Origin of the sequence: Xanthomonas cannabis pv. cannabis, from assembly GCF_000802365.1 — a bacterium.
Taxonomy (GTDB): Bacteria; Pseudomonadota; Gammaproteobacteria; order Xanthomonadales; family Xanthomonadaceae; genus Xanthomonas; species Xanthomonas cannabis.
In genome coordinates, this window is sequence record NZ_JSZE01000036.1 from 1 (window position 1) to 26,006 (window position 26,006).

General features: G+C 66.9%; 23 protein-coding genes and 1 tRNA gene. 12 read left to right on the forward strand and 12 right to left on the reverse strand.

Features of this window, described 5'->3' with window-relative positions; translation table 11 throughout:
* Positions 1-20: 20 nt before the first annotated feature.
* Positions 21-1,165 (reverse strand): IS3 family transposase gene (locus tag OZ10_RS08185; RefSeq protein WP_102596353.1). Its coding sequence is split into 2 segments (ribosomal slippage): positions 21-928 and positions 928-1,165, totalling 1,146 coding nucleotides; the frame shifts between segments, so codons are not numbered across the junction.
* A 117-nt stretch (positions 1,166-1,282) separates the two neighbouring features.
* Here OZ10_RS08185 and OZ10_RS21140 point away from each other — a divergent pair.
* On the forward strand, positions 1,283-1,642 hold the full coding sequence (locus OZ10_RS21140; RefSeq protein WP_236726962.1) for a site-specific integrase: 360 nt from the start codon (positions 1,283-1,285) through the stop codon (positions 1,640-1,642).
* A gap of 67 nt (positions 1,643-1,709) precedes the next feature.
* On the opposite strand, the gene OZ10_RS08195 is transcribed toward OZ10_RS21140, so the two are convergent.
* From OZ10_RS08195 to dtd, 4 genes are all read right to left on the reverse strand, one after another.
* A tRNA-Ile gene (locus tag OZ10_RS08195) sits at positions 1,710-1,785 on the reverse strand.
* 255 nt (positions 1,786-2,040) lie between these two features.
* Positions 2,041-2,364 (reverse strand): DUF6566 family protein, encoded by a 324-nt coding sequence (locus OZ10_RS08200; protein ID WP_039408469.1) that lies wholly within the window; start codon positions 2,362-2,364, stop codon positions 2,041-2,043.
* A 161-nt stretch (positions 2,365-2,525) separates the two neighbouring features.
* Complete coding sequence (gene rpoD / locus OZ10_RS08205) at positions 2,526-4,400, reverse strand: RNA polymerase sigma factor RpoD (RefSeq protein ID WP_039564462.1); 1,875 nt, start codon at positions 4,398-4,400, stop codon at positions 2,526-2,528.
* Positions 4,401-4,508: 108 nt separating this feature from the next.
* On the reverse strand, positions 4,509-4,949 hold the full coding sequence (dtd, locus tag OZ10_RS08210) for a D-aminoacyl-tRNA deacylase (protein WP_039564464.1): 441 nt from the start codon (positions 4,947-4,949) through the stop codon (positions 4,509-4,511).
* Between the two features lie 99 nt (positions 4,950-5,048).
* Between dtd and OZ10_RS08215 the strand changes: the two genes are divergently transcribed.
* Positions 5,049-5,963 (forward strand): lauroyl acyltransferase, encoded by a 915-nt coding sequence (locus tag OZ10_RS08215; RefSeq protein ID WP_039564465.1) that lies wholly within the window; start codon positions 5,049-5,051, stop codon positions 5,961-5,963.
* Positions 5,964-6,257: 294 nt separating this feature from the next.
* Here OZ10_RS08215 and OZ10_RS08220 read toward each other — a convergent pair whose 3' ends face one another.
* Entirely contained in the window at positions 6,258-6,779 is a 522-nt protein-coding gene (locus tag OZ10_RS08220; RefSeq protein WP_039408484.1) for a GNAT family N-acetyltransferase, read from the reverse strand.
* Positions 6,780-7,020: 241 nt separating this feature from the next.
* Here OZ10_RS08220 and ribA point away from each other — a divergent pair, with 241 nt between their 5' ends.
* The 3 genes from ribA to OZ10_RS08240 all read left to right on the forward strand — a co-directional run bounded on the left by ribA (position 7,021) and on the right by OZ10_RS08240 (position 10,280).
* Complete coding sequence (gene ribA, locus OZ10_RS08230) at positions 7,021-8,154, forward strand: GTP cyclohydrolase II RibA (RefSeq protein WP_039408488.1); 1,134 nt, start codon at positions 7,021-7,023, stop codon at positions 8,152-8,154.
* A 105-nt stretch (positions 8,155-8,259) separates the two neighbouring features.
* Positions 8,260-8,769 (forward strand): PH domain-containing protein, encoded by a 510-nt coding sequence (locus OZ10_RS08235; protein ID WP_228890353.1) that lies wholly within the window; start codon positions 8,260-8,262, stop codon positions 8,767-8,769.
* On the forward strand, positions 8,766-10,280 hold the full coding sequence (locus OZ10_RS08240) for a PH domain-containing protein (RefSeq protein WP_039564466.1): 1,515 nt from the start codon (positions 8,766-8,768) through the stop codon (positions 10,278-10,280). Before OZ10_RS08235 ends, OZ10_RS08240 begins: the two co-directional genes overlap by 4 nt.
* 69 nt (positions 10,281-10,349) lie before the next feature.
* Here OZ10_RS08240 and OZ10_RS08245 read toward each other — a convergent pair whose 3' ends face one another.
* Positions 10,350-11,408: a CDP-glycerol glycerophosphotransferase family protein gene (locus tag OZ10_RS08245; RefSeq protein ID WP_081419386.1), complete on the reverse strand. Its 1,059-nt coding sequence runs from the start codon at positions 11,406-11,408 to the stop codon at positions 10,350-10,352.
* Between OZ10_RS08245 and OZ10_RS08250 the strand changes: the two genes are divergently transcribed.
* Positions 11,409-12,233 (forward strand): glycosyltransferase family 2 protein, encoded by an 825-nt coding sequence (locus tag OZ10_RS08250; RefSeq protein WP_039413609.1) that lies wholly within the window; start codon positions 11,409-11,411, stop codon positions 12,231-12,233.
* A gap of 20 nt (positions 12,234-12,253) precedes the next feature.
* Here the strand turns inward: OZ10_RS08250 and OZ10_RS08255 are convergent, their stop codons facing one another.
* The 5 genes from OZ10_RS08255 to def form a co-directional block, all read right to left on the reverse strand.
* A complete protein-coding gene (locus tag OZ10_RS08255) occupies positions 12,254-13,540 on the reverse strand; it encodes an O-antigen ligase family protein (RefSeq protein WP_052209993.1) in 1,287 nt (428 codons plus the stop codon).
* Between the two features lie 151 nt (positions 13,541-13,691).
* On the reverse strand, positions 13,692-15,413 hold the full coding sequence (locus OZ10_RS08260) for an ArnT family glycosyltransferase (RefSeq protein WP_039564467.1): 1,722 nt from the start codon (positions 15,411-15,413) through the stop codon (positions 13,692-13,694).
* Between the two features lie 48 nt (positions 15,414-15,461).
* Complete coding sequence (gene rsmB / locus OZ10_RS08265) at positions 15,462-16,772, reverse strand: 16S rRNA (cytosine(967)-C(5))-methyltransferase RsmB (RefSeq protein ID WP_039413614.1); 1,311 nt, start codon at positions 16,770-16,772, stop codon at positions 15,462-15,464.
* Positions 16,772-17,695, reverse strand: coding sequence for a methionyl-tRNA formyltransferase (gene fmt / locus OZ10_RS08270; protein ID WP_039413618.1), 924 nt, complete (start codon positions 17,693-17,695; stop codon positions 16,772-16,774). The genes rsmB and fmt overlap by 1 nt, the downstream gene beginning before the upstream one ends.
* Positions 17,696-18,093: 398 nt before the next feature.
* Entirely contained in the window at positions 18,094-18,606 is a 513-nt protein-coding gene (gene def, locus OZ10_RS08275; RefSeq protein WP_039564470.1) for a peptide deformylase, read from the reverse strand.
* 130 nt (positions 18,607-18,736) lie between these two features.
* On the opposite strand from def, the gene OZ10_RS08280 reads away from it, so the two are divergent.
* From OZ10_RS08280 to OZ10_RS08305, 6 genes are all read left to right on the forward strand, one after another.
* Positions 18,737-19,873 carry a LysM peptidoglycan-binding domain-containing protein gene (locus OZ10_RS08280; protein ID WP_039564471.1) on the forward strand — a complete coding sequence of 379 codons (1,137 nt, stop codon included), beginning with the start codon at positions 18,737-18,739 and terminating at the stop codon, positions 19,871-19,873.
* A gap of 71 nt (positions 19,874-19,944) precedes the next feature.
* Complete coding sequence (gene dprA / locus OZ10_RS08285) at positions 19,945-21,081, forward strand: DNA-processing protein DprA (protein ID WP_039564474.1); 1,137 nt, start codon at positions 19,945-19,947, stop codon at positions 21,079-21,081.
* Positions 21,082-21,123: 42 nt separating this feature from the next.
* Positions 21,124-21,597 (forward strand): DUF494 family protein, encoded by a 474-nt coding sequence (locus tag OZ10_RS08290; RefSeq protein ID WP_003484452.1) that lies wholly within the window; start codon positions 21,124-21,126, stop codon positions 21,595-21,597.
* 40 nt (positions 21,598-21,637) lie between these two features.
* Entirely contained in the window at positions 21,638-22,360 is a 723-nt protein-coding gene (locus tag OZ10_RS08295; RefSeq protein WP_039413633.1) for a pilin, read from the forward strand.
* 41 nt (positions 22,361-22,401) lie between these two features.
* Positions 22,402-23,679 carry an RDD family protein gene (locus OZ10_RS08300; RefSeq protein ID WP_039564477.1) on the forward strand — a complete coding sequence of 426 codons (1,278 nt, stop codon included), beginning with the start codon at positions 22,402-22,404 and terminating at the stop codon, positions 23,677-23,679.
* A gap of 182 nt (positions 23,680-23,861) precedes the next feature.
* Positions 23,862-26,006 (forward strand): DNA topoisomerase I (locus OZ10_RS08305; protein WP_039564478.1); only part of this gene is annotated, 2,145 nt, incomplete at its 3' end.

Below are 26,006 nucleotides of genomic sequence, written 5' to 3' on the forward strand. Positions count from 1 at the left end.
GCCCAGGGTTCCGTAGACACTCAAGACCCTCGTTGCGCGTAGCGCCGTTCAAACTCTACAGGGGACAAGTCGCCAGTTGAACCGTGGCGGCGGTTGGGGTTGTAGAACATCTCGATGTAGTCGAATACCTCGGCGCGAGCGGCGTCCTTGGTGGGATAGGTCCGCCGCCTGATCCGCTCGCGTTTGAGCAGGCCGAAGAAGCTCTCCACGGGTGCGTTGTCGTGGCAGTTGCCACGCCGACTCATGCTGCACACCAAGCCATGGGACGCCAGGAAACTGCGCCAGTCATCGCTGGTGTAGACAGACCCTTGGTCCGAATGAACCAAGCAACCAGCGTTGGGTTTGCGCCGCCACACCGCAGACAACAAGGCCTGCACGACCAACTCGGTGTCGGCCCGATCGCGCATCGCCCAGCCGACAACCTGCCTGGAAAACAGATCGATCACAACAGCCAAATACATCCAGCCTTCATGCGTGCGGATGAAGGTGAAATCACTCGCCCAGGCCGTGTCCGGCTCCGTCACGTCGAACTGTCGGTCAAGCAGGTTGGCAGCCGCCTTGCACTGCATCCCTCCATGGAAGCGCGGTTTGCGACCATAGCCCACCTGGGCACGCAGTCCCTCGGTGCGCATCAGCCGATGCACCCGATGGCGACTACAACGCTCACCTAGATCGCGCAGATCCGTGGTGATCTTGCGATGCCCATAAACACTGCCGCTGGCCAGCCAGTGGTGCTTGATTAGTCCAAGCAGGCGATCATCTTCCTTGGCGCGCTCACTGTCGGGCGAGCGTAACCAGGCGTAATAACCCGCCCGGTTGACCCGCAACACCCGGCACATCACACACACCCTGAATTCCCCGCAGTGGGCTTGCATGAAGGCGTACTTTGCCTTTACCCCTTGGCAAAGTACGCGGCGGCCTTTTTTAGGATGTCGCGCTCCTCGGTCACTCGACGCAACTCTGCCTTTAGCCGCCGAACCTCGGCGCTCTGGTCCACCTCGGCGCGCTGCACCACGCCAGGCTTGCCGAACGTGCGCAGCCAGGCGTACAGGCTGTGCGTGGTGACACCCAGCCGCTCGGCGACTTCTGCCACCTTGAACCCACGATCAGTCACTTGCCGGACCGCCTCGATCTTGAACTCATCCGTATACCGCTTGCTGCTCATAGACACCTCCGAATCGACCATTTTCCATGGCCATGAGATGTCTAGGAAACCCTGGGCGTATCACATGCTCAGCGGCGCAAAGGATCACGCGACACGCTTACCGAGTGGGACCCTGAGATGATCGAAGCGTGGGATTTCCTAGCAGCGCGGCGTACCGCGATCTGGACTAAGAAAAACCGAAGCTTTCCAGTCCCTATCAAGGCTGAGGATCGGCGGCTACTCGTTGAACAGACTGGTAGCCCCATGGCTAAGTCATCTCTGGATAGTGCCTGGCAACGATTCATCACGCTCGCAATGACCGAAGGGATCATCACGAAACAGGAGCGCTTTTCTCTGCATGGCCTCAAGCATCGCGGCATTACCGACACAGTTGGCAACCGGGGCGACAAACAAGATGCTGCAGGGCACGTAACACCAGCAACTACAGGTCGCTATGACCACGCACTGCCAGTGGTAAAGCCGCCAAAGCGCAGCTAATTTTCCCGGCAATTTTCCCGGCGGCCTCAAATCAGGGTGCTTGGCACAAGCTAAGCCCTTGATTTTATGGTGGGCCCAGAAGGATTCGAACCTTCAACCAAAGGATTATGAGTCCTCTGCTCTAACCGTTGAGCTATAGGCCCTGCTGCACAGCGCTCGCTGGTGCCGCATGCCATGCGTCGGGCCCACAGGAGTGGTGCAAGTTTACCTGTCCGCCAACAAGCTTGTCTGCTGGATGCCTGGTGCTGACTGCTTGCTGCATCCTTCGTCCGCTTTCCAAGCGCCTATCTAACCGCACTGCACACGAACCCAAGCGCGCTGCAGACGCCAGCGGAGATAGGCGGGCCGCTCAAGCTGTACGTGCTGTTCGATCGCCACACATAAACTGCGGGAAACCATCACACATCCGCGGTTTGTTGCTGCCTGTCGATCAGCTGGCGACCTTCGCGGAAGCCTTGCGCAATGGCGTCCTGGTAGGTATCCCAAGTCTGGGTCCGGTCGTTGATACGGGGCAGGCGCGTGCTGCCTCCGTCGGCGTAGACGTCCACCCAGAGCGTCCACTTGGCCGTTGGCGTGGCCTGTTCGGCACGAACGCGGATCTCGTGATCGCGGTAGGTGGTGGTTTCGTAGCGGCTTTGTCTACTCATCGGATGGCCTCGTTTCCTTTCGTGGATCAACTTAGAAGCGCCGGCTGGAATACCACGTGAGATTGAAAGAAACATCTACTTAATAGTGCGTTGCCGTGCGGCTTCGTCACCGAGGTGTGAAGCCGATCTCCTCCATCCAGTGCAGCCTGCAGCAGCATTGCCGGGTCAGCGCCTGAAACGCAACAGCCCCGCGTGTGCGGGGCTGTTGGGACCACCGTGCGGATGCGACTGACAGGTCAGTCGATATCCAGGAACGAGCGCAGCTGTTCCGAGCGGCTGGGGTGACGCAGCTTGCGCAACGCCTTGGCCTCTATCTGGCGGATCCGCTCGCGGGTGACGTCGAACTGCTTGCCCACCTCTTCCAGCGTGTGATCGGTGTTCATGTCGATACCGAAGCGCATCCGCAGCACCTTGGCCTCGCGCGGGGTGAGGCCGGCCAACACATCGCGCACCGTCTCGGAGAGATTGATGTTGGTGGTGTTGTCGATCGGGGACTCCACGTTGGTGTCCTCGATGAAGTCGCCCAGATGCGAATCCTCGTCGTCGCCGATGGGGGTTTCCATCGAGATCGGCTCCTTGGCGATTTTCATCACCTTGCGGATCTTGTCTTCCGGCATGTCCATTTCCTTGGCCAGTTCTTCCGGCGTGGCCTCGCGGCCGAACTGCTGGAGCATCTGGCGGGAAATGCGGTTCAACTTGTTGATCGTTTCGATCATGTGCACCGGAATACGGATGGTGCGCGCCTGATCGGCGATCGAACGGGTGATGGCCTGGCGAATCCACCACGTTGCATACGTGGAGAACTTGTAACCGCGACGGTATTCGAACTTGTCCACAGCCTTCATCAGGCCGATGTTGCCTTCCTGGATCAGGTCCAGGAACTGCAGGCCGCGGTTGGTGTACTTCTTGGCAATGGAGATGACCAGGCGCAGGTTGGCCTCGACCATTTCCTTCTTGGCCTTACGTGCCTTGGCTTCGCCGTAGGCCATCGCACGGCTGATTTCCTTGATCTCGGCGAGGGTCAGGTAGTTGGCCTTTTCCATCTCGATCGAGCCCTGCTGCTCGGAGACGATCTGGTCCTTGACGTCGCGCAGCGCCGACGACCACTTCTGCTTGCGCTTGAGTGCGTCTTCCACCCATTCCAGGTTGGTCTGGTTGCCTTCCCAGGAGCGGATGAAGTCCTTGCGCGGCATCCGTGCCACGGTGGTGGCCAGGTGCAGCACCTTGCGCTCGTGGTCCTTGATGCCATTGACCACGCCACGCAGCTGGGTGACCAGCGCGTCGGTCAGCGGCAGCGGCAGCTTGAGCGTGGTGAAGATGGCGGCCATATCTTCGCGCGCCTTGACCACCAGCTTGTGCTCGGCGCCGTTCTTGGCATAGATCTTCTTGAACTTGGCGTATTCGTTGGCCAGGTTCTCCATGCGCGTGGCAACTTCCACCGGGTCCGGGCCGGTCGGGCCGGCCTCTTCTTCGGCCGCGTCGTCATCGCCGTCTTCGTCGTCGTCTTCATCGACGGCGTCTTCGTCCACGGCGACCGGGCCGGCGGCGGCCAGTGCAGCAGCGGCAGCATCGGCTTCTTCGATCAGGTCGTTGAAGCCGACCACGATCTCGGCCAGACGCTTCTTGCCTTCCTTGTGCGCTTCGTAATCGGCGAGCAGCATTTCGGTCGACAGCGGGAACACGCCCAGTGCTGCCTGGACCTGGCTGAGGCCTTCTTCGATACGCTTGGCGATGGCGATTTCGCCTTCGCGGGTCAGCAGCTCGACCGTGCCCATTTCGCGCATGTACATGCGCACCGGGTCGGTGGTACGGCCACCTTCGGTGTCGAGCGCGGTCAGCGCGGCGGCGGCTTCTTCGGCGGCGGTATCGTCAACCTCGCGGTTGCCGGTGTTGCCATCGTTGAGCAGCAGGGTTTCGGCATCGGGTGCAACTTCATGGACATCGATGCCCATGCCGTTGATCATGCTGATGATGTCTTCGATCTGCTCCGGGTCGACCAGGTCGTCGGGCAGATGGTCATTGACTTCGGCGTAGGTCAGATAGCCCTGTTCCAGGCCCTTGCTGATCAGTAGCTTGATGTCGGATTGCTGGGCAGGACGTTCGTTGGCCATGAGTGCTCGCGCCACCGGCTTTGAGATTGGAAAGAGAACCTAGCATTATACCAGCGTGAAGCCCGGTCTGCCGGATTCAAGACGGGACCGCTGGTGGACGTGGTGTATCTAGGGTCTGAGAAGGAAGGTCGCCGGGCCGTCGTTGACCAGGTCGACAACCATATGGGCCCCGAAGCGCCCGGTTTCCACCCCGCCGCGATGTTTTTCGCGGCAGATCGCCACCAATTGATTGAACGCCCGTTCAGCCTCCTGCGGCGGCGCGGCGGTGCTGAAGCCCGGCCGGTTGCCGGAGCTGGTGTCCGCAGCCAGGGTGAACTGGCTGACCAGCAGCAGGCCGCCACCGGTGTCGGTGAGTGAGCGGTTCATCTTGCCGGCGTCGTCGCCAAATACCCGGTAGCCGAGCAGGCGCTCGGCCAGGCGCCGGATCTGCGCATCGCTGTCGCCGGGCTCCACCCCGACCAGGGCCAGCAGGCCGGGGCCGATCTGCCCGACGCTCTGGCCGTCGACGGTGACCGAGGCCCGGATAACGCGTTGGATCAAGGCAAGCATGGGCATCCCGGGCAGCAAACTGTGCCGCGCAGCATGCCCAGCGCTGCCCGCCGTGTCACCTGCGGGTCTTCACCGGCCGCGCTGTTTAGAATTGCGCGGATGACACCTGATCTTCGCGCTCGCCTGCTCTATGCCACCGCCGCCACCGTGGGCCGCCTGCCCTGGCCGCTGCTCAAACGCGTGGCCGATGCGCTGGCCTGGAGCTGGCGCAAGCTCAATGCACGCGAGGCGCGCGTGGCGTGGCGCAACCTGGAGCTGGCGTACCCGGAGTTGAGCGCGGCACAGCGCGCGCAGCTGCATGCACAAGTCCTGCGATCGACCGCACGCCAGACCCTGGAAGTGCTGCGTACCTGGACCCGCCCGCCGGCAGACAACCTGGCGCGTCTGCAGCGCAATGGCCAGGAGCTCTACGACGCGGCTCTGGCCTCCGGCCGCGGGGTGATCGTGGCCGCGCCGCACTTCGGCAACTGGGAGCTGCTCAACCAGTGGCTGTCCGAACGCGGGCCGATCGCGATTGTCTACCGGCCGCCGGAGTCCGAGGCGGTGGATGGCTTCCTGCAGCTGGCACGCGGCGGCGACAACGTGCGCCAGGTGCGCGCCGAAGGCCCGGCCGTGCGGCAGCTGTTCAAGGTGCTCAAGGACGGCGGCGCGGTCGGCATCCTGCCCGACCAGCAGCCGAAGATGGGCGATGGCGTATTTGCGCCGTTCTTCGGCATGCAGGCGCTGACCATGACCCTGGTAAACCGGTTGGCCGAACGCACCGGCGCCACCGTGCTGTACGGCTGGTGCGAGCGCGCCGGCGACGACCTGCAGTTTGCGCTGCATGTGCAGCCGGCCGACCCGGCCGTGGCCGACCCGGACCCGGTGCGCGCCGCCAGCGCGCTTAATGCCGGCATCGAACAGATCGCCCGGCGCGACCCGGCGCAATATCAGTGGACCTACAAGCGCTACACGCTGCGCCCGCCGGGCAGTGGCGAAGCCAATCCCTACGCGACCGAGCGGCATCCGCACTAGGCTACCGATCGCCAGCGGCCACTCGCCTTGCGAGACGGGTGCCGGTGCTGCCTGCACACCCGTCTCCCATCGGCGCCCGGGCCGTCCCGTCGGCGGGGCACAAGCTACCGGGCGTGAACAGCGACGTTCTGCCAGATGCCGTGCAGCCACTGGAAACGACGCTGTAATCGGGTCCGGCGCATCACGCGTCCTGCGGCCCTGCACGCGCAGGAGAACACGCCACGGCGCGCTATTCCATCAAGCGCTTGCGGCAGGTTCGCGCGTAGAACGTGTCACGCCGCATCACCACCACGCTCAATCGTCGTGCGGGTCCGCAGGCGTGGCCAGGATGCGCTGATAGAAGGCCAGATCCAGCCAGCGCCCGAACTTGAAGCCGGCCTCGCGCACGGTGCCGGCGTGGGTGAAGCCGAACTGTTCGTGCAAGGCGATGCTGGCCTGGTTGCTGGCATCGATGCCGCCCACCAGCACGTGCACGCCACGCTGCTCGGCCGCCGCGATCAGGGTCTGCAGCAGCGTGCGCCCCAGCCCCTTGCCGCGATGGTCCTGGTGCACGTAGATCGAGTGCTCGACGCTGTATTTGAACGCCGGCCAGGCACGGAAGGTGCCGTAACTGGCAAACCCCATCAAGGTGCCGTCGTCGTCTTCCACGCCGATCACCGGAAATCCGCCGGCGCGCTTGGTGGCGAACCAGCCGACCATGCTCTCCGGTGGCCGTGGCCGGTAGTCGTACAGCGCGGTCGAATGGGCGATGGCCTCGTTGAAGATGTCCAGGATCGCACTGGCATGACGCGCTTCGCTGCAGTCGATAAGACGCATGGGATCTGCTGGGCTGAAAGATCGCCCGATTAAAAAGCATTGCCGGGCGCTGAACAACGCGGCCGGTGCGCAACCAACCGGTACCCGCGCGGTCACTCATGCGCGGCCGCTGGATGCAGCGTTCCAGCCGGCGGTGGCAACTGGCGGCGGCGAAGCGCGCGACAATGGCGCCATGCGTCCGGTCGCGTCGCGGCGGCGTCCGCCTTGAAGCGGCCGTGGCAATCCCCATCTGGAGTCGTGCATGAGCAGCCCCGTCCCCTCCCCCAGCGCACAGGCCTTCGGCGATCCGGCGGCGATCCGCTGCGAGCGCGCCGCATCCGAACTGCGCGCCGGCCGGCCGGTGCTTCTGACCGCCGCAGGCGGGCGGTCGCGTGCGGTGCTGGCGCTGGACAGCAGCACGGCGCAGTCGTACGCCGCCTTCGCACGCGCCGCGCAGGGCCGCCACTATCTGTTTGTCACCCCGACCCGCGCCCAGGTGCTGGGGCTGACCGCGCCGCAGGGCGCACGGGTTGCGCTGGCCGACCAGAGCTACGACCAGCTGGCCGCGCTGGCCTATCTGCGCGACACCCCGGTACCGACACAGTGGACCGCCGGCGATGCGCTGGATGCCGGTGGCGCGGAGATCGCGCGGCTGGGTTTGCTGCTGCCGGCCATGCTGGCGGTGGAGCTGCGCGATGTGCACGACCATGCCGCCTTCGCCGGCTGCCAGTCGCTGGCCCTGGACGATCTAGGCAGCGGTTGCGCCACAGCGGCCGCCGCCGGCTTCGAGCTGGTCACCCGCACCCCGGTGCCGCTGCGCGGCCTGGGTATGAGCGAATTTGTGGTGTTCCGCGGCGGTGTGGCGCAGCGCGACCAGGTGGCGATCGTGGTCGGCCAGCCGGACCTGACCGCCGCCGTACCGGTACGCGTGCATTCCTCCTGTCTTACCGGCGACCTGTTCGGCTCGCTCAAATGCGACTGCGGCGATCAGCTGCGGCACGGGCTGGCCAAGCTCAAGGACCTAGGCGGCGGTGTGCTGCTGTATCTGGACCAGGAAGGCCGCGGCACCGGCATTGCCGCCAAGATGCGCGCCTACGGCTATCAACACGCCGGGCTGGACACCATCGACGCCGATGCGCAGCTGGGCTTTGGCCCGGACGAGCGCCGCTACGGCAGTGCGGTGGCGATGCTGCGGGGGCTGGGCATCGGCCGGATCCGGCTGCTGACCAACAACCCGGCCAAGGCCGAGCGCCTGCGCGCAGCCGGCATCGCCGTGGAGGACCGCATTCCGGTCACCGGCGACATCACGCCGGAAAACGAACACTACCTGCGCACCAAGGCCACCCGCGCCGGCCATGCGCTGGATGTGGATGCGCTGATCCTGGCGGCGCAGTAGCGCGCCCGGCGCCGGGTGCGCCTGCACTCGGCGGCCGGCTATGCTTGCGAACCGCTTCTGCAGGCCCGCCTCGTGCACGACGTTCCACCGCCGCACCCCGACATCCTGGTCCCCGCCGCGCCTGCCCAGCTTGCGGCCGCAGACCACGCGCAGTGGCAGCAGTTGCCGCGGCGTGGCGCTTATGTGGCGGCGGCCAACGGTGTGCTCGGCGGCGGATGTGCCGGTTTGATTGCCACCGGCGTTGCGCTCACCGCGCTGCATGCCTGGCGCTATTGGCCGGTGGTGCCGGGCGTGATGCTGGTGCTCGCGTTGCTGTGCGCGTGGCTGGCGGTCAAACGGCATCGACTCACGCTGTGGAAACTCGACCAGCATGGTCTGGCGCTGCAACGTGGCCACCTGTGGCAAAGCGATACGCGGGTGCCGATCTCGCGCGTGCAGCACGTGGACCTGCGCCGCGGCCCGATCGAACGCGCCACCCGGCTGACCACGCTAGTGGTACACACCGCCGGCAGCCGGCTCAACGCCGTGGCAGTGTCCGGGCTGGATCAGGCCGATGCCGAACAGCTGCGCGACCGCCTGGCCCGCCAGCTTGATCACCACGACGACGCGCTGTGAGCGCAGTGCAGCGCTCCGGCGATGACGAGCAGCGCCTGCATCCGCTGTCGTGGGTGTTCGTGCTGCTGCAGCAGATCCGCCAGTTCCTGATCCCGCTGGTGGCACTGATCGTGTTCGGCAGCCGCGATGGCAGCCGCGACGTTGCCGACCACATCGCCACCGGCGTGGTGATGGCCGTGCTGGTGGCGATCTCGGTGCTGCGCTATTTCACCTATCGCTACCGCATCGGCGAAGACAGCGTGGCGATCCGCAGCGGGCTGCTGGAGCGCAGCCGGCGCGATATTCCGTTCGCGCGCATCCATAACGTGGTGGTGCATCAGTCGCTGCTGCATCGGCTGGCCGGGGTGGCCGAAGTGCGGCTGGAGTCGGCTGGCGGGCACAAGCCGGAAGCGGAAATGCGCGTGCTGCGGCTGGATCAAGCCCTGGCCCTGGAAGACCTGATCCGCCGCCGTGCGCAGCACCCGCACACCGCGCAAGTGCAACTGCAAATGCAGGCGCAGGACCGCAGCACCCTGCTACGTCTGCCGATGGCCGAAGTGATTCGCCTGGGCCTGATCTCCAACCGCGGCATGGTGGTGGTGGCCGCCAGTATCGGTGTGATCTACCAGATGATTCCGCGCCGCGTGGCCTCCACGTTCATCGAGACCAACGGCGAACTGGCCTATCGCTACGTCAGTCAGGTCCATCCGGGCGCAGCAGTCACCGCCACGCTGGTGGTGATCGCCATGCTGGCCGTGTTGCTGGCCATGCGCGCGCTCTCGGTGGCGCTGGCGATAACGCAATACCACGGGTTTCATCTCAGCGAATCGGAGCGGCGCCTGACCGTGGAGCGTGGTCTGCTGACGCGCATCCGCAGCAGCGTGGCATTACGGCGCATCCAGTCGTGGACGCTGTACGAAAGCCGTCTGCACCGGCTGTTCGGCCGCCGCCAGTTGCGTGTGGACACCGCGGTGTCCGGCACCGGCGACACCCACGACAGCGCGCTCAAGGAACTGGCACCCATCGCCCCACCGCAGCGCTGCGATGCCTTGCTGCAGCGCCTGTTGCCCGACATCGCCTGGCCGCCGCAGCAGTGGCAGGCCGTTGCCACCCATTGCTGGTGGCGCCTGAGCCTGCCCACGGTGCTGATGCTGGTGCCGCTGGTGGCCGCGCTGGCATGGCAGATCGGCAGCCAGGCCGCATGGTTGCTGCTCTGGCTGCCGTGGAGCGGGTTCAAGGCGTATCGCCAGGTGCAGCGCATGGGCTATGCGGTGGACACGCGCTATGTAGCGGTGCGTGGCGGCTGGTGGAAACGCTGGTGGCGGCTGGCCGAACTGGACAAGCTGCAGGCGCTGCAATTGCAGCGCTCGCCGCTGGACCGGCTGACCGGCACCGCCACGCTGTGGCTGGATACCGCCGGTGCCAGCGCCACCGGCCCGGCGTTGCGGCTGCGCTTTGTGCCACTGGCGCAGGCGCAACGGCTGCAGGGGCAACTGGCCGCTGCACTGGCGCGTCGCACGCTGCGCTGGTGAGTTGGGAATCGGGATTGCGATTGGGATTCGGTGAGGTGCTGGTTAGCGTCAACGCGCAACTAGCAGCGATCAGCGTTGCGCCGGGCCCCAGTATCCGAGCTCGCGGCGGATCTGCAGGCCGCGCCACACTGCGCCCAGCGGCTTGCGCCGCAGTGGACCGAGCTTGCCAGCGATGAAGTCGTCGGTGGCGGCAATCACCCGCTCCGACGATTGCCCGTCGCGGTACGGATGGATCGCATCGGCATAACTGGCCAGCGCACTGCGCAGCGCCGCATCCGGCGCCAACGCGCGCGCCAGCTGCTGCGGCAATTGCCCGGGCTGCTGGAAGTCCAGCATATGCGGCTGCGGCACGCGGTTGCGGAAGGTCACCACCGGTTTGTGCTGCACCACGAACTCGGACACGATCGACGAGGTATCGGACACCAGCACATCGGCCGCGCGCTGCGCGGCAATCACCTCTTCGGGCTCGACGAACCGCGCGTTGGCACCGGCCAGCGCGCGATAGCGGTCAAACAGCTCCGGCGCGCACTTGGGATGCAGGGTGAGCAGCCAGTAGTGCGCACCGCGCGCGATGTCGGCGGCGATCTCGTCGTAGAGCACCGGTGCTGCGCTGAGGCGCTCGGTGAAGGTGGAACCGAACAGCAGCACCGGGCGGCCATTGGCCGGCGCACGCAGCGCGGCGCTGTGCCCGCCATCGTCGCGGAACACCGGGTCGAGCTTGGGCCAGCCGGTTTCGGCCACGGCAAAATGCCCTTCGCGGTCGGCCAGTGCGCGAAACGGCGCGGTGGTGGCCGGGCCTTGCGTGCAATACAGATCGAACAGCCCACGCACACGGAAGTGGCCGCGGTTGTCTTCGCGTTTCTGCACGTTGAAGCCATGGAACAGCTGCACCTTGGCACCGGCGATGAATGGCGGCACCCAGTTGGCCGCGCTGAACACCGCGCGCGGGCGCAAGGCCAGCGCATCGCGCAGGCCGACCTCGCGCACCCCCGGCAGCACCAGCCCGCGGGCACCGCCTTCGTACCAGGCGGCCACGGTGTCGCCGCGGGCCTGTAATGCCTGCGCCAATGGCGCCAGAATAGGCAACGCGTAACGCTCCGTTGCGAACAGCAGGTAATCGGCCATCACATGTCCTCTTCGACCGCACCCGACGAACGGCCTCGCATCAGCGCCTGCATTATCGCGTTCAACGAGGCCGATCGCCTACGCGACTGTCTGACCTCGCTGGCGTTCTGCGATGAGATCGTGGTGGTGGACTCCGGCTCCACCGATGCCACTGCGGCCATTGCCGGCGCGCACGGCGCGCGCGTGGTGCAACGCGCCTTCGATGGCTACCGCAGCCAGAAGGCCTATTGCGTGCAGCAGGCCAGCCACGACTGGGTGCTGTGCCTGGATGCGGACGAGCGCATCAGCGAGCGCTTGCGCGCATCGATCATTGCCGCACGCGATGCCGGGTTTCCTGCTGCTGCCGGTTACCGCTTCGCGCGGCTGTCGGACTATTTCGGCCGCTTCCTGCGGCATGGCAACGCGTATCCAGACCGGGTGCTGCGCCTGTTCGACCGGCGCCGCGGTGGCTGGCGCGGCAAGCGCGAGATCCACGAGGCGGCCAGCGTGGATGGTGCAGTGATCACGTTGCCGGGCGACCTGATCCACTACCCGTATCGCTCCTTGATGCAGCAGCTGTCCAAGACCCAGCGCTACGCACAGATGATGGCCGAGCACGATTACGCGCGCGGCAAGCGCGCCACCTGGAGCAAGCTGGTGCTGGCGCCGGCGTGGCGCTTCTGGCGCGGCTATCTGCTGCGCGGCGGCTTCCGCGATGGCTGGCACGGGCTGATCTACGCCTATGTGCGCGCCAACTACGTGCGCCAGAAGACCATCATGCTGTGGCTGTTGCAGCACCGGCAGCCGGTGCAGGACCCGCCACGCGCAGCGGAACCGCGCGGCGACTGAGTGCGCGGGGCGCTGCCCGGTCACACCCCGTTACGGGTGACCTGCAATGCCGGCGCGGCCTGCTGCGCCTGGCGCGCTGCCAGCCCCGCCAGCACGCCCACCATCGCGGTATAGAAACTGGCCGCCACCTGGTGCGCGAACATCGACTGGGTCAGCCCGCACAGCGCGTAGCTGATCACGAACATCACCCCGGCTGCGGCCGGTCCGCGAAACTGCACCTGCCCACTGCGCCGATGCAGACGCACGAACAGCCACAGCGGCACGCCGTAGACCGCAACCAGCAACAGCAAACCGGGCACGCCCTGGGTGGCGCCCCATTCGGCCAGGTCGTTGTGCGCATGGCCCAGATGGCAACGAAACAGGGCGTTGTCGGCCGCGCACGCCGGCAGCTCATGCATCGCATCGTCGAAACGGCCAACGCCGATGCCGGCGAGCGGATGCGTACGCAAGGTATCCCAGGCCACGTGCAGGCGTTCGATGCGTGCACCGGCCGACGAATCGCTGTCGCCGACCTCATAACGCTGCAGATCGCGCTGCAACTCTCCCAGGCGCATCTGATCGGTCAAGGCGGGCACGCTGGCGATCACACCCACGGCCACAACCGCCCCGCCGACGAAGGTGAGCAGGCGTATGCGCGCGCTGTGCCAGGGCGCGCCCCAGATCAGGACGCCCACGGTTGCCAGCAAGGCCAGCCAGACCCCGCGGCTGCCGCTGAGCACGATCACCACCACCGTGGCGATGGCCGCGCCCACCAGCCAGCGCACAGCGCCGGTGGGACGGCAGAACGCCACCACCACCAACAGCATCATTGCGATGTCGGCAAAGACAATGGCGTTGGTGAAGCCTTCGGCACGGTCGGCGCCACGCATCACCTGCACGATCGCGATCACCATGGCCGCCGCCAAGCCGGCCAGCGCGCCCCGCCACAGCCAGATCTGGCGCGGTTGCAAGGCATAGGCCCACAACGCCGCCCACGGCAGCACCAGAAAGCGCGAACGGTTGCCTACATCGCGCAGGCCATGCTCGAACAAGGCGATCGACAGCAGCGACATCGCAATCACCGCCACCGTCAGCCATCCCAGCGTACGCAAGGTCACATCACGCGCGGCGATGCCTGCCCGCAGGCTGCGCCACCCCAGCAACGACCCAAGCAGCAGGCACAGGCCGAACGGCAACAGGCCGCTGGGCATGCTCACCACCAGGGCGGTGAGCGCAAACACGCCCAGCTCGGCCATCCCCACCCCCGCCCGTGATACGACGGGCGCAGTGATGTGACGCGAGGCAGGCGGGATGTGCAAGGAAGTCATCGACAGATCGGCAGCAAAAGGGAGGTAGAACAGGCAGGGGGCGTCAGCGACGCCGGCCAAGCTAACGATGCGGCGCATGAATCCCTGCTAGACGGCCACCGGCGCACGCATTGACGCAGCGCCTGCCGCACGGGCCGCGGGCATGCGCGCCTCACTCGACGTCCAGGTTGCCCTGCTCCTTTTCTTCGACCGCCTTCTCGGTGGAGCTGGCCACGCAGTCGCCCTGCACCGCATCGGCCGGCACCAGCCACCAGCGGCGGCGATTGGCCACGCCGACCAGTTGGCTGCGGCTGCGATCCACGCAGCCCAGCAAGGCGGTCTCCTGCACCATCAGCCAGCGCTGGCCCGGTTGCGCGGCCTGCCAGGCCACGCCGCGGCGCAGCTGTTCTTCCCACGGCACCTTGAAGCCGAAGGTCTGTGCCGGGCGGTCGGCCATCAGCAGGTTCTGCTCCTTCCAGGCCACCAGGCCGAGCTGTGCATCCGGGCCGATGCGCCGGCCAACCTCGCGCATCACCGCCCCGGCCGAACTGGAGTCGTTGAAGACGGGGTAGCAGACCAACCCGAACGCCACCCACCACGCACCCAGCAGCGAGGCGGCCGCCAGCGCGGAGCGGCGCACGCGCAACAGCAGCAGGCTGGCCAGGCCCCAACTGCCGACCGCCAGCAGCAGCCAGCCCAGCGGGTCGGTCGCTTCGCTGCCGACACCGCGGCTGTCCATGATCTTCTGCTCGAACCCCGGATGCCCGATCAGCATCGCCGCCCCACCCGCAGCGAAGGCCACCGTCAGCAGCACCACGAAGCCGAACAACAGCCGTTGCACGCCGGCCCGGCGCAGCAGCCCCGCCGCCAACGGCGCCAGCGCCAGGCAGAACATCGGCAGCGCCGGCAGGATGTAGACATCGCGCTTGCCGCTGGGAATGGTGAAGAACACCAGCACCAGCAGCCACCACGCCAGCGGCAGCAGATAACGCGCATCGCGTCGCCGCAACCGCCGCCGCCATGCCGGCACCGCCCACGGCAGCAGCAGGATGGTCGGCAGCCACATCGTGGCCATGCTCTGCAGGTGGTACCACACCGGCTGCGCATGGTCCCAGGAGCTGGCGTAGCGCTTGGCGGTCTGGCGCAGCAGGATGTCGTTGAGATACACGCGGTATTCGGGCTGGCCGGCGGTCAGCGCGGTGACCATCATCGGCACGAACCACAGCAGGATCGCCACGAAGAAGAACAGCGGCCCGAGCCAGAAGCGGCGGTCACGCACATGCACGCGCACGCCCGGCCAGCCGCGCGCTGCGGCAATCCCGGCCGGGATCAGCATCAGCAACGCAATGATGCCCACGCCCTTGGTGATCACCCCCAACCCGGCAGCGAACCAGCCCAGCGCCCACCAGCGCCAGGCCGGGCCCATCAGCAGATGCCGCAGCAATCCGTAATTGGCCAGGGTGATCCAGAATACCACCAGCGGGTCGATCTGCGCCTTCTTGGCCTGGAAGGTGAAGTGCAGCGTGAACAACAGCATCCACGCCGCGTAGGCACCTACCCGCCGCGTCCATAACCGCCGGCCCAGATCGTAGACGCAGGCCAGGGTGCCCAGCGCCGCGAGCAGCGACGGCAGCAGAAACGCTACCCGCCAGTTGCCCAGCAGCGTGTAGAACAGCGCCTGCAGCCACATCAGCATGGGCGGCTTGTCCGAGTACAACTCGTTGCCGCGGTGCGGGAACAGCCAGTCCCCGCTCATCACCATCTGCTTGGCGACCAGGGCAAAGCGCGGCTCGTCCGACGGCCAGGGGTCACGCAATCCAAGGCCGGCACCGATCACCAGCACAGCGGTGATGGCCAGCAGCCAGAAATCCTTCGAGGCACGGGTCTTGAGCATGGCGGGCAGCAGCGGGATGCGGGAGGGGGCGCCGAAACCGGCGCGCGATCAGGAGGCTTTTAGCAAACGTGCGTAGAAGAACCCGTCGCAGTGCTGCTCGCCGGGGAAGCGCTGCCGCCCCGGCCCCGCCGCGTGGCCGAACTGCGCCCCCAGCGGCTGTGCCTGTGCATCGGGCGTGCGCTGCAGGAAGGCGTCGATCTGCGCCTGGTTTTCGCGCGCCAGCAGCGAGCAGGTGGTGTAGAGCAGTTGCCCGCCCGGCCGCAAGGTCCGCCAGCTCGCATCCAGCAGGCGTGCCTGCAGCGCACACAGCGCATCGATGTCGTCGGCCCGGCGATGCAGCAGCACGTCCGGCTGACGGCGCACCACCCCGGTAGCCGAACACGGCGCATCCAGCAGCACCGCGTCGAACGGCTGGCCGTCCCACCACGCGTCCGTATCGGCCGCGTCGGCCGCGTGCAATGCCACCTGCGCCGTCGGCACGGTGCGCTGCAGGGTCTGCTGCACGCGCTCCAGGCGGCGCGCATCCACGTCCAGCGCGGTGAGCTGCAGCGCCGGGTGCCGCTCCAGCAGATGCGCCGCCTTGCCACCGGGTGCGGCGCAGGCATCGAGCACGCGCGCCGATGGCGCCAGCGGCAACGCATCGGCCACCTGCTGCGCCGACCCGTCCTGCACCGAGACCTCGCCTTCGGCAAAGCCGGGCAACTGGCTGACCGGCACCGCCGTGGACAGGCGCACCGCATCCGGCAGCACCGGGTCGGCCTGCGCGGCGATGCCCGCGTTGGTCAGACGTGCCACATAGGTGTCCGGGTCGGTGCGCCCGCGATGGACCCGCAGCCACATCGGCGCCATCTGCGCGCTGGCGGTAAAAATGGCTTCGGCACGCTCGCCCCAGTCCGCACGCAACTGCTTGCGCAGCCACGACGGCCAGCCGGCATCGTCGGCCACTGCCGGAAAGCCTTCGCGCTGGGCGCGCCGCAAGATCGCGTTGACCATGCCGGCCTGACGCGGCCGACCCAGCGCGCGGCATGCCTCCACGGTGGCCGACAACGCCGCATGCGCGGGCAGCTGCAGCACGTCGAGTTGAGCGAAACCGACCATCAGCAGCGCCTTGAGTTCGGCATCGCGCGGCGGTAACGGACGTTCCAGCCATTGCCGCAACGCCACGTCATACGCCGGGCGCCGGCGAATGACCGCAAAACAGATCGCCTCCACCAGCGCTCGATCGCGTGGATCGGCCACGCCGGGCAAGGTGGCGGCCAGCTCGGCCTTCAACGAGCGGCCCTGGTCGAACACCGCCGTCAGCACGCGTGCCGCAACCAGGCGCGAGCCAACGCCCGCCGCCGCCGTATCGGCCGACATCAGCGCAGCGCCGGCAGGTCGCGGCGCGCGTTGAGGTAATCGGCGGCGGTAATCGCCTTGCCGCCCTCACGCTGCAACACGCGCACCCGCAGCGCGCCCTGCCCGCAGGCGATGTCGATGCCCTGCTTGCTGGCGGCCAGCAGGGTGCCCGGCGGCTGCTGGTGGGCCAGCTCCAGCGCCACCGCGCCATGCAGGCGCACCCGCTCGCCGGCCAGGACCGCCTCGGCCACCGGCCAGGGGTTGAACGCGCGCACGCGCCGCGCCAGTTCCTGCGCCGGCTGCGCCCAGTCCAGCCGCGCCTGCGCCTTGTCCAGCTTGTGCGCATAGGTCACGCCCTCGGCCGGCTGCGGTTGCGCCACCGGACGGATGCCGGCGCGCAGCAGACCCAGGCCGTCAGACAGCACCTGCGCGCCCAGCGCAGCCAGGCGGTCGTGCAGCTGCCCGCCGGTTTCCTGCTCGCCGATCTCGATGCGTTGCGACAACAGCACCGGGCCGGTATCCAGGCCGGCTTCCATCTGCATCAGGCACACACCGGTCTCGGTATCGCCGGCCTCGATGGCGCGCTGGATCGGCGCGGCGCCACGCCAGCGCGGCAACAGCGAGGCATGCACGTTCCAGCAGCCGTGGGTCGGCGCGGCCAGTACCGCCTTGGGCAGGATCAGCCCGTACGCCACCACCACCATCAGGTCCGCATCGAGCCCGCGCAGCGTGGCCAGCGCCTCGGGCGAGCGCAGGGTCTGCGGCTGGTAGACCGGAATGCCGCGCGCGATCGCTTCCAGCTTGACCGGCGAGGGGGTCAGCCCGCGCCCGCGTCCGGCCGGCCGATCCGGCTGGGTGTAGACCGCCACCACTTCATGCCGCTGCGCGGCCGCGCGCAAGGAGGCGACAGCGAAGTCCGGTGTACCGGCGAAGATAATTCTCATAGGGCGGGGATTCGGGATTTGGGATTCGGGATTGGCAACGGCGGGGGTGCTGGCCGGGGCGGGAGTAGCGTGAGGACTGAAAGGGGCAGAGCGGGATTACGCTGGAGATTGGGCTAACCGGCGCCGGAACCCGCGTGCCCCATCATCGATCAGGTGCACTGAGAAGCAGGAATTGCATCCGGGATTCGATGCCCGTAATAGGCAGCGGCTTGGCGGTCACGCATTCCGCGCCCGAAGCTCAAGGCCATCCACCCCGGGACTTGCCACAATGGCAATGTGCCGGCATAGCCATCAGATCGCACCGAGATCAGCGCTCAACGATTTGAAACCAGCCGACTCACAGGCGTGCAAAAACCCGCGCTTACCAATCCCCAATCCCGAATCCCCAATCCCAGCCCTCAAGCCACATGCTTGCGCTGCTTGGCCAGCTTCTTGCGCACCATCTCGCGCTTGAGCGGAGACAGATAGTCCACGAACAGCTTGCCGTCCAGGTGGTCCATCTCGTGCTGGATGCACACCGCCAGCAGGCCATCGGTGCTGAGTTCCTGTGCCTTGCCGTCGCGGTCCAGGTAACGCACGGTGATCGCATCGGCGCGGCTGACATCGGCAAAGATGCCCGGCACCGAGAGGCAGCCTTCCTGGTACACCTGTTCGCCCTGGCGGGTGGCGATTTCAGGATTGATGAACACCTGCGGGGCGTTCTTCTCTTCGCTGACGTCGATCACCATGAAGCGCTTGTGCACGTCCACCTGACTGGCGGCCAGGCCGATGCCGGGCGCCTCGTACATGGTCTGGAACATGTCGTCGAGCAAGCTCTGGAACGCCGGGCTGGTGACCTCGGCCGCATCGACCGGCACGGCCTTGGTACGCAGCCGCGGATCGGGAAATTCGAGAATAGGGAGCAAAGCCATGGGGTTACCCGTCTGGGACACCGGCGCGGCGCCGGCAAGACGGTGTCATTCTAGCGCAATGCTTGCGTGGCGCCCCGGTTTCTGGACTATAGTGCGCGGACCTGTTGGGGAATCAGGCAAGAAGGCACTCATGTTGAACCGACTTCGTACGGTCGTCGCTGCGGCGATGCTGACCGTCGCGACCTACGCTGCCGCGCAAGCGGTGGGCGAGCATCCAGATACCTATGTGGTCCGCAAGGGCGATACCTTGTGGGACATCGCCGGGCGTTTCCTGCAAAAACCATGGCTGTGGCCGGAGATCTGGCAGGCCAATCCGCAGATTCAGAATCCGCACCTGATCTATCCGGGTGACGTGATCAGCCTGGCCTATCTGGACCGCGTCGGCAAAGGCACCATCCAGCCCGGCCCGCGCCAGGAAGCGCCGATCAACGCCATTCCGCTGGCCGACGTCGAGCCGTTCCTGAAGAACCTGCGCGTGGTCGACGACTTCGATCAACTGCCCTACGTGGTGGGCCTGGAAGGCGGCCGCACGCGCGCCACCACCGGCCAGGTCGCTTACGTGGTCGGCCTGGAAAACGCGCAGCCGGGCCAGCGCTTTGCGGTGGTTCGTCCGACCGTCAAGTTCAGCCTGCCCAAGCACAACGAAGACCTGGACATGGCGGGCAACATCACCGCCGGCTCCGGCAACATCTGGAAGAACTTCATCGCGCCGAGCAAGCGCCGCGAGTTCCTCGGTTATGAGCTGGCGCAGGTCAACGTCGGCACCATCACCCGCAGCGCGGCAGGCGGCAACTCCAAGGCGGCGACCCTGCTGTTGCAGGACAGCGGCCGCGAAGTGCGCGCCGGCGATCGCATCGTCGCGGTCGAAGCACAGCCCTACGATCTGCAGTTCATCCCGCACCCGCCGTCCGAACAGGCGCTGCAGACCGAACTGCGCGTGCTGGCCATCTCCGACGCCTTCATCGTCGGCGGCACCCGCGACGTGATCGCCATCTCCGGCGGCGCCCGCGAAGGCATCAACAACGGCACCGTGTTCTCGATCTGGCGCAAGGGCCGCACGGTCAGCGACCGCGTCAAGCACGCGCGCTTCTCGCGGACCGACGACGATTTCAGCGGCCCGTCCGGCTCCACCGTCGGCCTGCCCGACGAATACGCCTCGCATGCGATGGTGTTCCGCACCTTCGACAAGGTGAGCTATGCGCTGGTGATGGAAAGCGTCAAGCCGACCGGCCTGGGGTACTTCGTCAAGCATCCCGACGCGCAGTAAGCGAAAATTCCGATGCATCAACGCGACGGCGCCCGAGGGCGCCGTCGTCGTTTGCGGCCTAGCCTGAATGCATGGCCCTGACTGCTCCCGACCTGCGCGCCCTGCTGATCCTGCTACTGGCAGGCGGCCGTAGCCCACCGCGAAAGGCATTGCTGACCACCTTCGCGTCGGCGGCCGAGATGCTGGCGGCCGGGCCCGAGGCGTGGCGCTCCGCCGGCTGCGACGAGGTGCAATCGCAGCGTCTGCACGCACCCGATCAGCAGGCGCTGGATGCGGCGCTGCACTGGTGCACACAGCCCGGGCACCACCTGATCGGCTGGCACGACCCGGACTACCCGGCCCTGCTGCGCCACATCGCCAATCCACCCATGGCCCTGTTCGTGGACGGCGACCCCAACGCGCTCTGGCACCCGGGCGTGGCCGTGGTGGGCAGCCGCTCGGCCACCGCCGCCGGCCGCGACCATACCCGCGTGTTCGCCTCCAGCCTGGCGGGCGCCGGGCTGAGCATCGTCAGCGGCATGGCCGCAGGCGTGGACGCGATCGCACACGAGGCCGCGCTGGCCCACCGCGAAGCCATCACCGTGGCAGTGGTCGGCACCGGCCCCGACGTGGCCTATCCCGAGCGGCACCACGGTTTGCGCGATCGCATCGCCGCACGTGGCGCGGTGGTCAGCGAATACCTGCCGGGCACCGGCCCGGTGGCGGCGCACTTTCCGGCCCGCAACCGAATCATCGCCGGGCTGGCCCTGGGCACGCTAGTGGTGGAAGCGGCGATGCGCTCCGGCGCCCTGATCACCGCGCGCCTGGCGGCAGAAGCCGGCCGCGAGGTGTTTGCCCTGCCCGGCTCGCTGCACAACCCGCTCGCCCGCGGCTGCCACCACCTGATCCGCCAGGGCGCCACGCTCGCGCAGGAACCGGCCCAGGTCGTCGACGGACTGGGCCTGCTGTCGGGCGAATTGGCCAGCGCCTTGCGCGAACGCCTGAGCGCCCCCACTCAGGAGGCCAGGCCGATGCGCGCCGCCACTTCCGTGCGCTCGGACCCCGACTACCAGCGCTTGTGGCAGGCGCTGGGCCACGACCCAACCCCTATGGATTCCCTGGTGCAGCGCACCGGATTGACGGCCGCCGCGCTGTCCTCCATGCTGCTCATCATGGAACTGGAGGGAGACGTGGTCACCGAGCACGGTCGCTATACCCGCAATCCTTAGTTTCTTCACCTCCACAGCGTCGCGCGACGCAGGCCGAGGGCAATGAAAGAGAGCATTCTCGATGTACTGCTGTACCTGTTCGAACATTACTTCAGCGAAGACGCGGACCTGGTCCGTGACCGTGACTCGCTACAAAATGGCCTGATCCAGGCCGGTTTCAGCCCCGCAGAAATCAGCAAAGCCTTCGATTGGCTGGACGCGCTCTCCGAGCAGCGGCCCAGCGTCGCGCGCCCGCATGTCGATGGGCCAGTGCGGATCTATCACGGGCCGGAGCTGGACAAGCTGGACGTGGACTGCCGTGGGTTCCTGCTGTTCCTCGAGCAACACCGCATTCTCGATGCCGATCAGCGCGAGCTGGTGCTGGACCGCGCCATGGCGCTGGACCAGGACGAGCTGGACCTGGACGACCTCAAATGGGTGGTGCTGATGGTGCTGTTCAACCAGCCCGGCGCCGAAGCGGCCTATGCCTGGATGGAAACCCAGATGTTCCTGGACGAGCCTGAACCCGTACACTGAGCCTTGAAGCCGCCACGGACGTGCGTGCAGGGGAACGGGGATGCGCAGTTGGTATTACGCCGATGGCAATCGCCATCGGCACGGGCCGGTGGCCGAGGACGCCTTGCTGGGTCTGTATCGCGATCACCTGATCGCCCTGGATACGTTGGTCTGGCGCGAAGGGCTGGACCAGTGGCTGCCCTTGTCCGCCTGCGCCGACACCCTTGGTCCGCCAATTTCCACCGATGTGCGTGCGGCATCGGTTCCGCCGCCATTGCCGCCCGCTGCGGCGCACGCTCCGCTTCCTCATGCGCCCGCGCCGCCTCTGCACCCACGCGGCAATACCACTGGCTGGCCGTTGATTGCAGTGCTGGGCGCGATGGCCGGCGTCTTCGTCGTGGTCGGCGTGATCGGGATCCTTGCCGCGATCGCGTTCCCGGCCTACAACGACTATCTGAACCGTGCCAGGGTGGCCGAGGCGATTGGCGAGTTGGCACCGTTAAAGCCGCAGATCGCCGAATTTCTTGCGAGCGAAGGTCGCTGCCCGGTCAACGATGACGCTGGCTTCAAGCCACCCGAGCAGTACGCGAGCGAGCGCTTGAGCAGCGTGCGCATCGGCCGTTTCGAGACGACCGAATGCGGCATCGAAGCGGTCATCCACGCGCCGAAGTCGGCCAGAATCGACGGCAAGGCGCTGTGGCTGGATCTGGATGCGGATGCCGGGAGCTGGAACTGCAGTTCCGAGATCGACGACGCCCAACTTCCGCCGCATTGCCGCGGCTGACCGCCTGCGGCACGCCAATGGCTATACGTTAAGGGGACGACATGACGCAGTGGTATTACGCCGATGCACAGCGGCAACGCCAGGGACCGGTGGACACGGACACGCTTGCCGCGCGCCTGTCGCAGGGCATCATCGACCGCTCCAGCCTGGTCTGGCGCGAAGGCCTGCCGCAATGGGTGGCCCTGCACGAGGTCGCCGCCGAACTGGGCCTTGATGGCGCGGGGCCTGCGGTGCCCGAGGCCGGCGGGCCGCCGCGCGTGGAAACACCGATCGATGCATCGCTGCCGGCTGCCGACAGCGCCGACGGCGCGCCTGCGATGGCGTCGCCAGTCGCGGCCCGGCCGGTCAATGACCACGCTGCCACGGCATCGCCCGCGCAGACGGCCGTTACCGACGCCAGCGGCAGCGCCGTCGCTGGTGCCGCTGTGGCCACCGGCCTTGCCGGTCAATCTCCCTCGGTCGATTCTCCAGCTCACCCGCCACGCGACCACGCCCCATCACCGGACCGGCCGGCATGGTCCGCCCCGCCGGCAGACGCCACCGCCCCACCGCCAGCGTCGGGGCCGAGCCTGAGCGAGACCGCCGGCGCGGCTTCGGCACCCGAAAACGGACCGGCAAGTGCGACGACGCCGCTTCCGGGCGCCTGGGGTGACCCGGCCCTCGCCACGCCCGCGGCAAGCGGTGCACTGCAAGATGCGCCGGTCGTCTACGCCGGCCTGTGGCGGCGTGTGGCCGCCAGCATCCTCGACAGCCTGATCACCACCTTCGCGGTGTACCTGATCGTGATCCCGCTGGTGTTCGTGGTGGCGCTGATGACCACCCGCGGCGACTCCGGTTCGGCCCTGGACGACGGCAGCGCGCTCGGCATTGCGATCCTGGTGATGTCCTACGGCATCGGCCTGGCCATTCCCACGCTGTACTTTGCCTGGATGCAGTCCAGCCGGCTGCAGGCCAGCCTGGGCAAGCTCGCCTGTGGCATCAAGGTGGTGCGCGCCGACAGCAACGGTGCCCGGGTCGGGTTCTGGCGCAACGTGCTGCGGTACCTGGCCTACATGCTGATCAGCGTCCTGACCTTGGGGATCGGCGCGGTCGTGGCGGCCTTCATGGCCGGCATGACCCAGCGCAAACAGACCCCGCACGACAAGATCTGCGACACCCTGGTGGTGGACCGCTGGGCCTTCACCGACCGCCCGGAGCTGCAGTCGCGGGGCCTGGACACGGTCACGATCGTGGTGCTGGCCATTTATGCGGTGCTGCTGGTGCTCTCCATCGTGGTCGTCGCGATCATGCTGGCAACCATCGGAATGAGCCAGAGCTAGCAGTTCGCCGCGCCAGGCGCTTGACACGGCGGCGTCCGCCGTGATTTTTCTAATAAGACGACTGAACGCCCGGGAGTACTCCCCGGGCGTTAACGTGTGGGAAACGGCCGATCTGCTTCCCTCGACCGGCCAATTAGGCCACGCTACCCGCCCCCCGGGCTCTGCCCCAAGAAGTTGCCACCATGCCCAAGCACCTGCTCATCGTCGAATCGCCCGCCAAGGCCAAGACGATCAATAAATACCTCGGCAAGGACTTCACCGTCCTGGCCTCGTATGGGCACGTGCGCGACCTCGTCCCCAAGGAGGGCGCGGTCGATCCGGACAACGGCTTTGCGATGCGTTACGACCTGATCGAGAAGAACGAGAAGCATGTCGAGGCCATCGCGCGCGCCGCCAAGGGCGCCGACGACATCTTCCTGGCGACCGACCCGGACCGCGAGGGCGAGGCGATCAGCTGGCACATCGCCGAGATCCTGAAAGAGCGCGGCCTGCTCAAGGACAAGCCGATGCAGCGGGTGGTATTCACCGAGATCACCCCGCGCGCGATCAAGGAAGCGATGCTCAAGCCGCGCGCGATCGCCGCCGACCTGGTGGATGCGCAGCAGGCTCGCCGCGCGCTGGACTATCTGGTGGGCTTCAACCTGTCGCCGGTGCTGTGGCGCAAGGTGCAGCGCGGCCTGTCCGCCGGCCGCGTGCAGTCGCCGGCCCTGCGCATGATCGTCGAGCGCGAAGAAGAGATCGAAGCCTTCATCCCGCGTGAATACTGGTCCATCGATGCGCACTGCCGGCATCCTTCGCAAGCGTTCAATGCGCGACTGATCAAGCTGGACGGGCAGAAGTTCGAGCAGTTCACCGTCACCGACGGCGACACCGCCGAAGCGGCGCGCCTGCGCATCCAGCAGGCCGCGCAAGGCGTGCTGCATGTGACCGACGTGGCCAGCAAGGAGCGCAAGCGCCGCCCTGCCCCACCGTTCACCACGTCCACGCTGCAGCAGGAAGCTTCGCGCAAGCTCGGCTTCACCACCCGCAAGACCATGCAGGTGGCGCAGAAACTGTACGAAGGCGTGGCGCTGGGCGATGAAGGCTCGGTCGGCCTGATCAGCTATATGCGTACCGACTCGGTGAACCTGTCGCAGGACGCGCTGGCGGAAATCCGCGATGTGATCGCGCGCGATTTCGGCACCGCCTCGCTGCCCGACCAGCCCAACGCCTACACCACCAAATCCAAGAACGCGCAGGAAGCCCACGAAGCGGTGCGCCCGACCTCGGCACTGCGCACCCCCGCACAGGTGGCGCGCTTTTTGTCCGACGACGAGCGCCGCCTGTACGAGTTGATCTGGCGCCGCGCGGTGGCCTGCCAGATGATTCCGGCCACGCTCAATACCGTCAGCGTGGATCTGTCGGCCGGCAGCGAGCACGTGTTCCGCGCCAGCGGCACCACCGTGGTGGTGCCGGGTTTCCTGGCGGTATACGAGGAAGGCAAGGACACCAAGAGCAGCGAGGATGAAGACGAAGGCCGCAAGCTGCCGCTGATGAAGGCCGGCGACAACGTCCCGCTGGACCGCATCGTCACCGACCAGCACTTCACCCAGCCGCCGCCGCGCTTCACCGAAGCGGCGCTGGTCAAAGCGCTGGAGGAATACGGCATCGGCCGTCCGTCCACCTACGCCTCGATCATCCAGACCCTGCAGTTCCGCAAGTACGTCGAGATGGAAGGCCGCAGCTTCCGCCCGACCGACGTGGGCCGGGCGGTGTCCAAGTTCCTGTCCGGGCACTTCACCCGCTACGTGGATTACGACTTCACCGCCAACCTGGAAGACGATCTGGATGCGGTGTCGCGCGGCGAAGCTGAGTGGATCCCGTTGATGGAGAAGTTCTGGGGCCCGTTCAAGGAACTGGTCGAGGACAAGAAGGATTCGCTGGACAAGACCGACGCCGGCAGCGTGCGCGTGCTCGGCACCGACCCGGTCAGCGGCAAAGAGGTGAGTGCGCGCATCGGCCGGTTCGGCCCGATGGTGCAGATCGGCACCGTCGAAGACGAGGAAAAGCCCACCTTCGCCTCACTGCGGCCGGGGCAGAGCATCTACTCGATCTCGATCGAGGATGCGCTGGAACTGTTCAAGATGCCGCGCGCGCTGGGCCAGGACAAGGACCAGGACGTCAGCGTCGGCATCGGTCGTTTCGGCCCGTTTGCGCGCCGTGGCAGCGTTTACGCCTCGCTGAAGAAAGAGGACGACCCGTACACCATCGATCTGGAACGCGCGGTATTCCTGATCGAAGAGAAGGAAGAGATCGCGCGCAACCGCGTGATCAAGGAATTCGAGGGC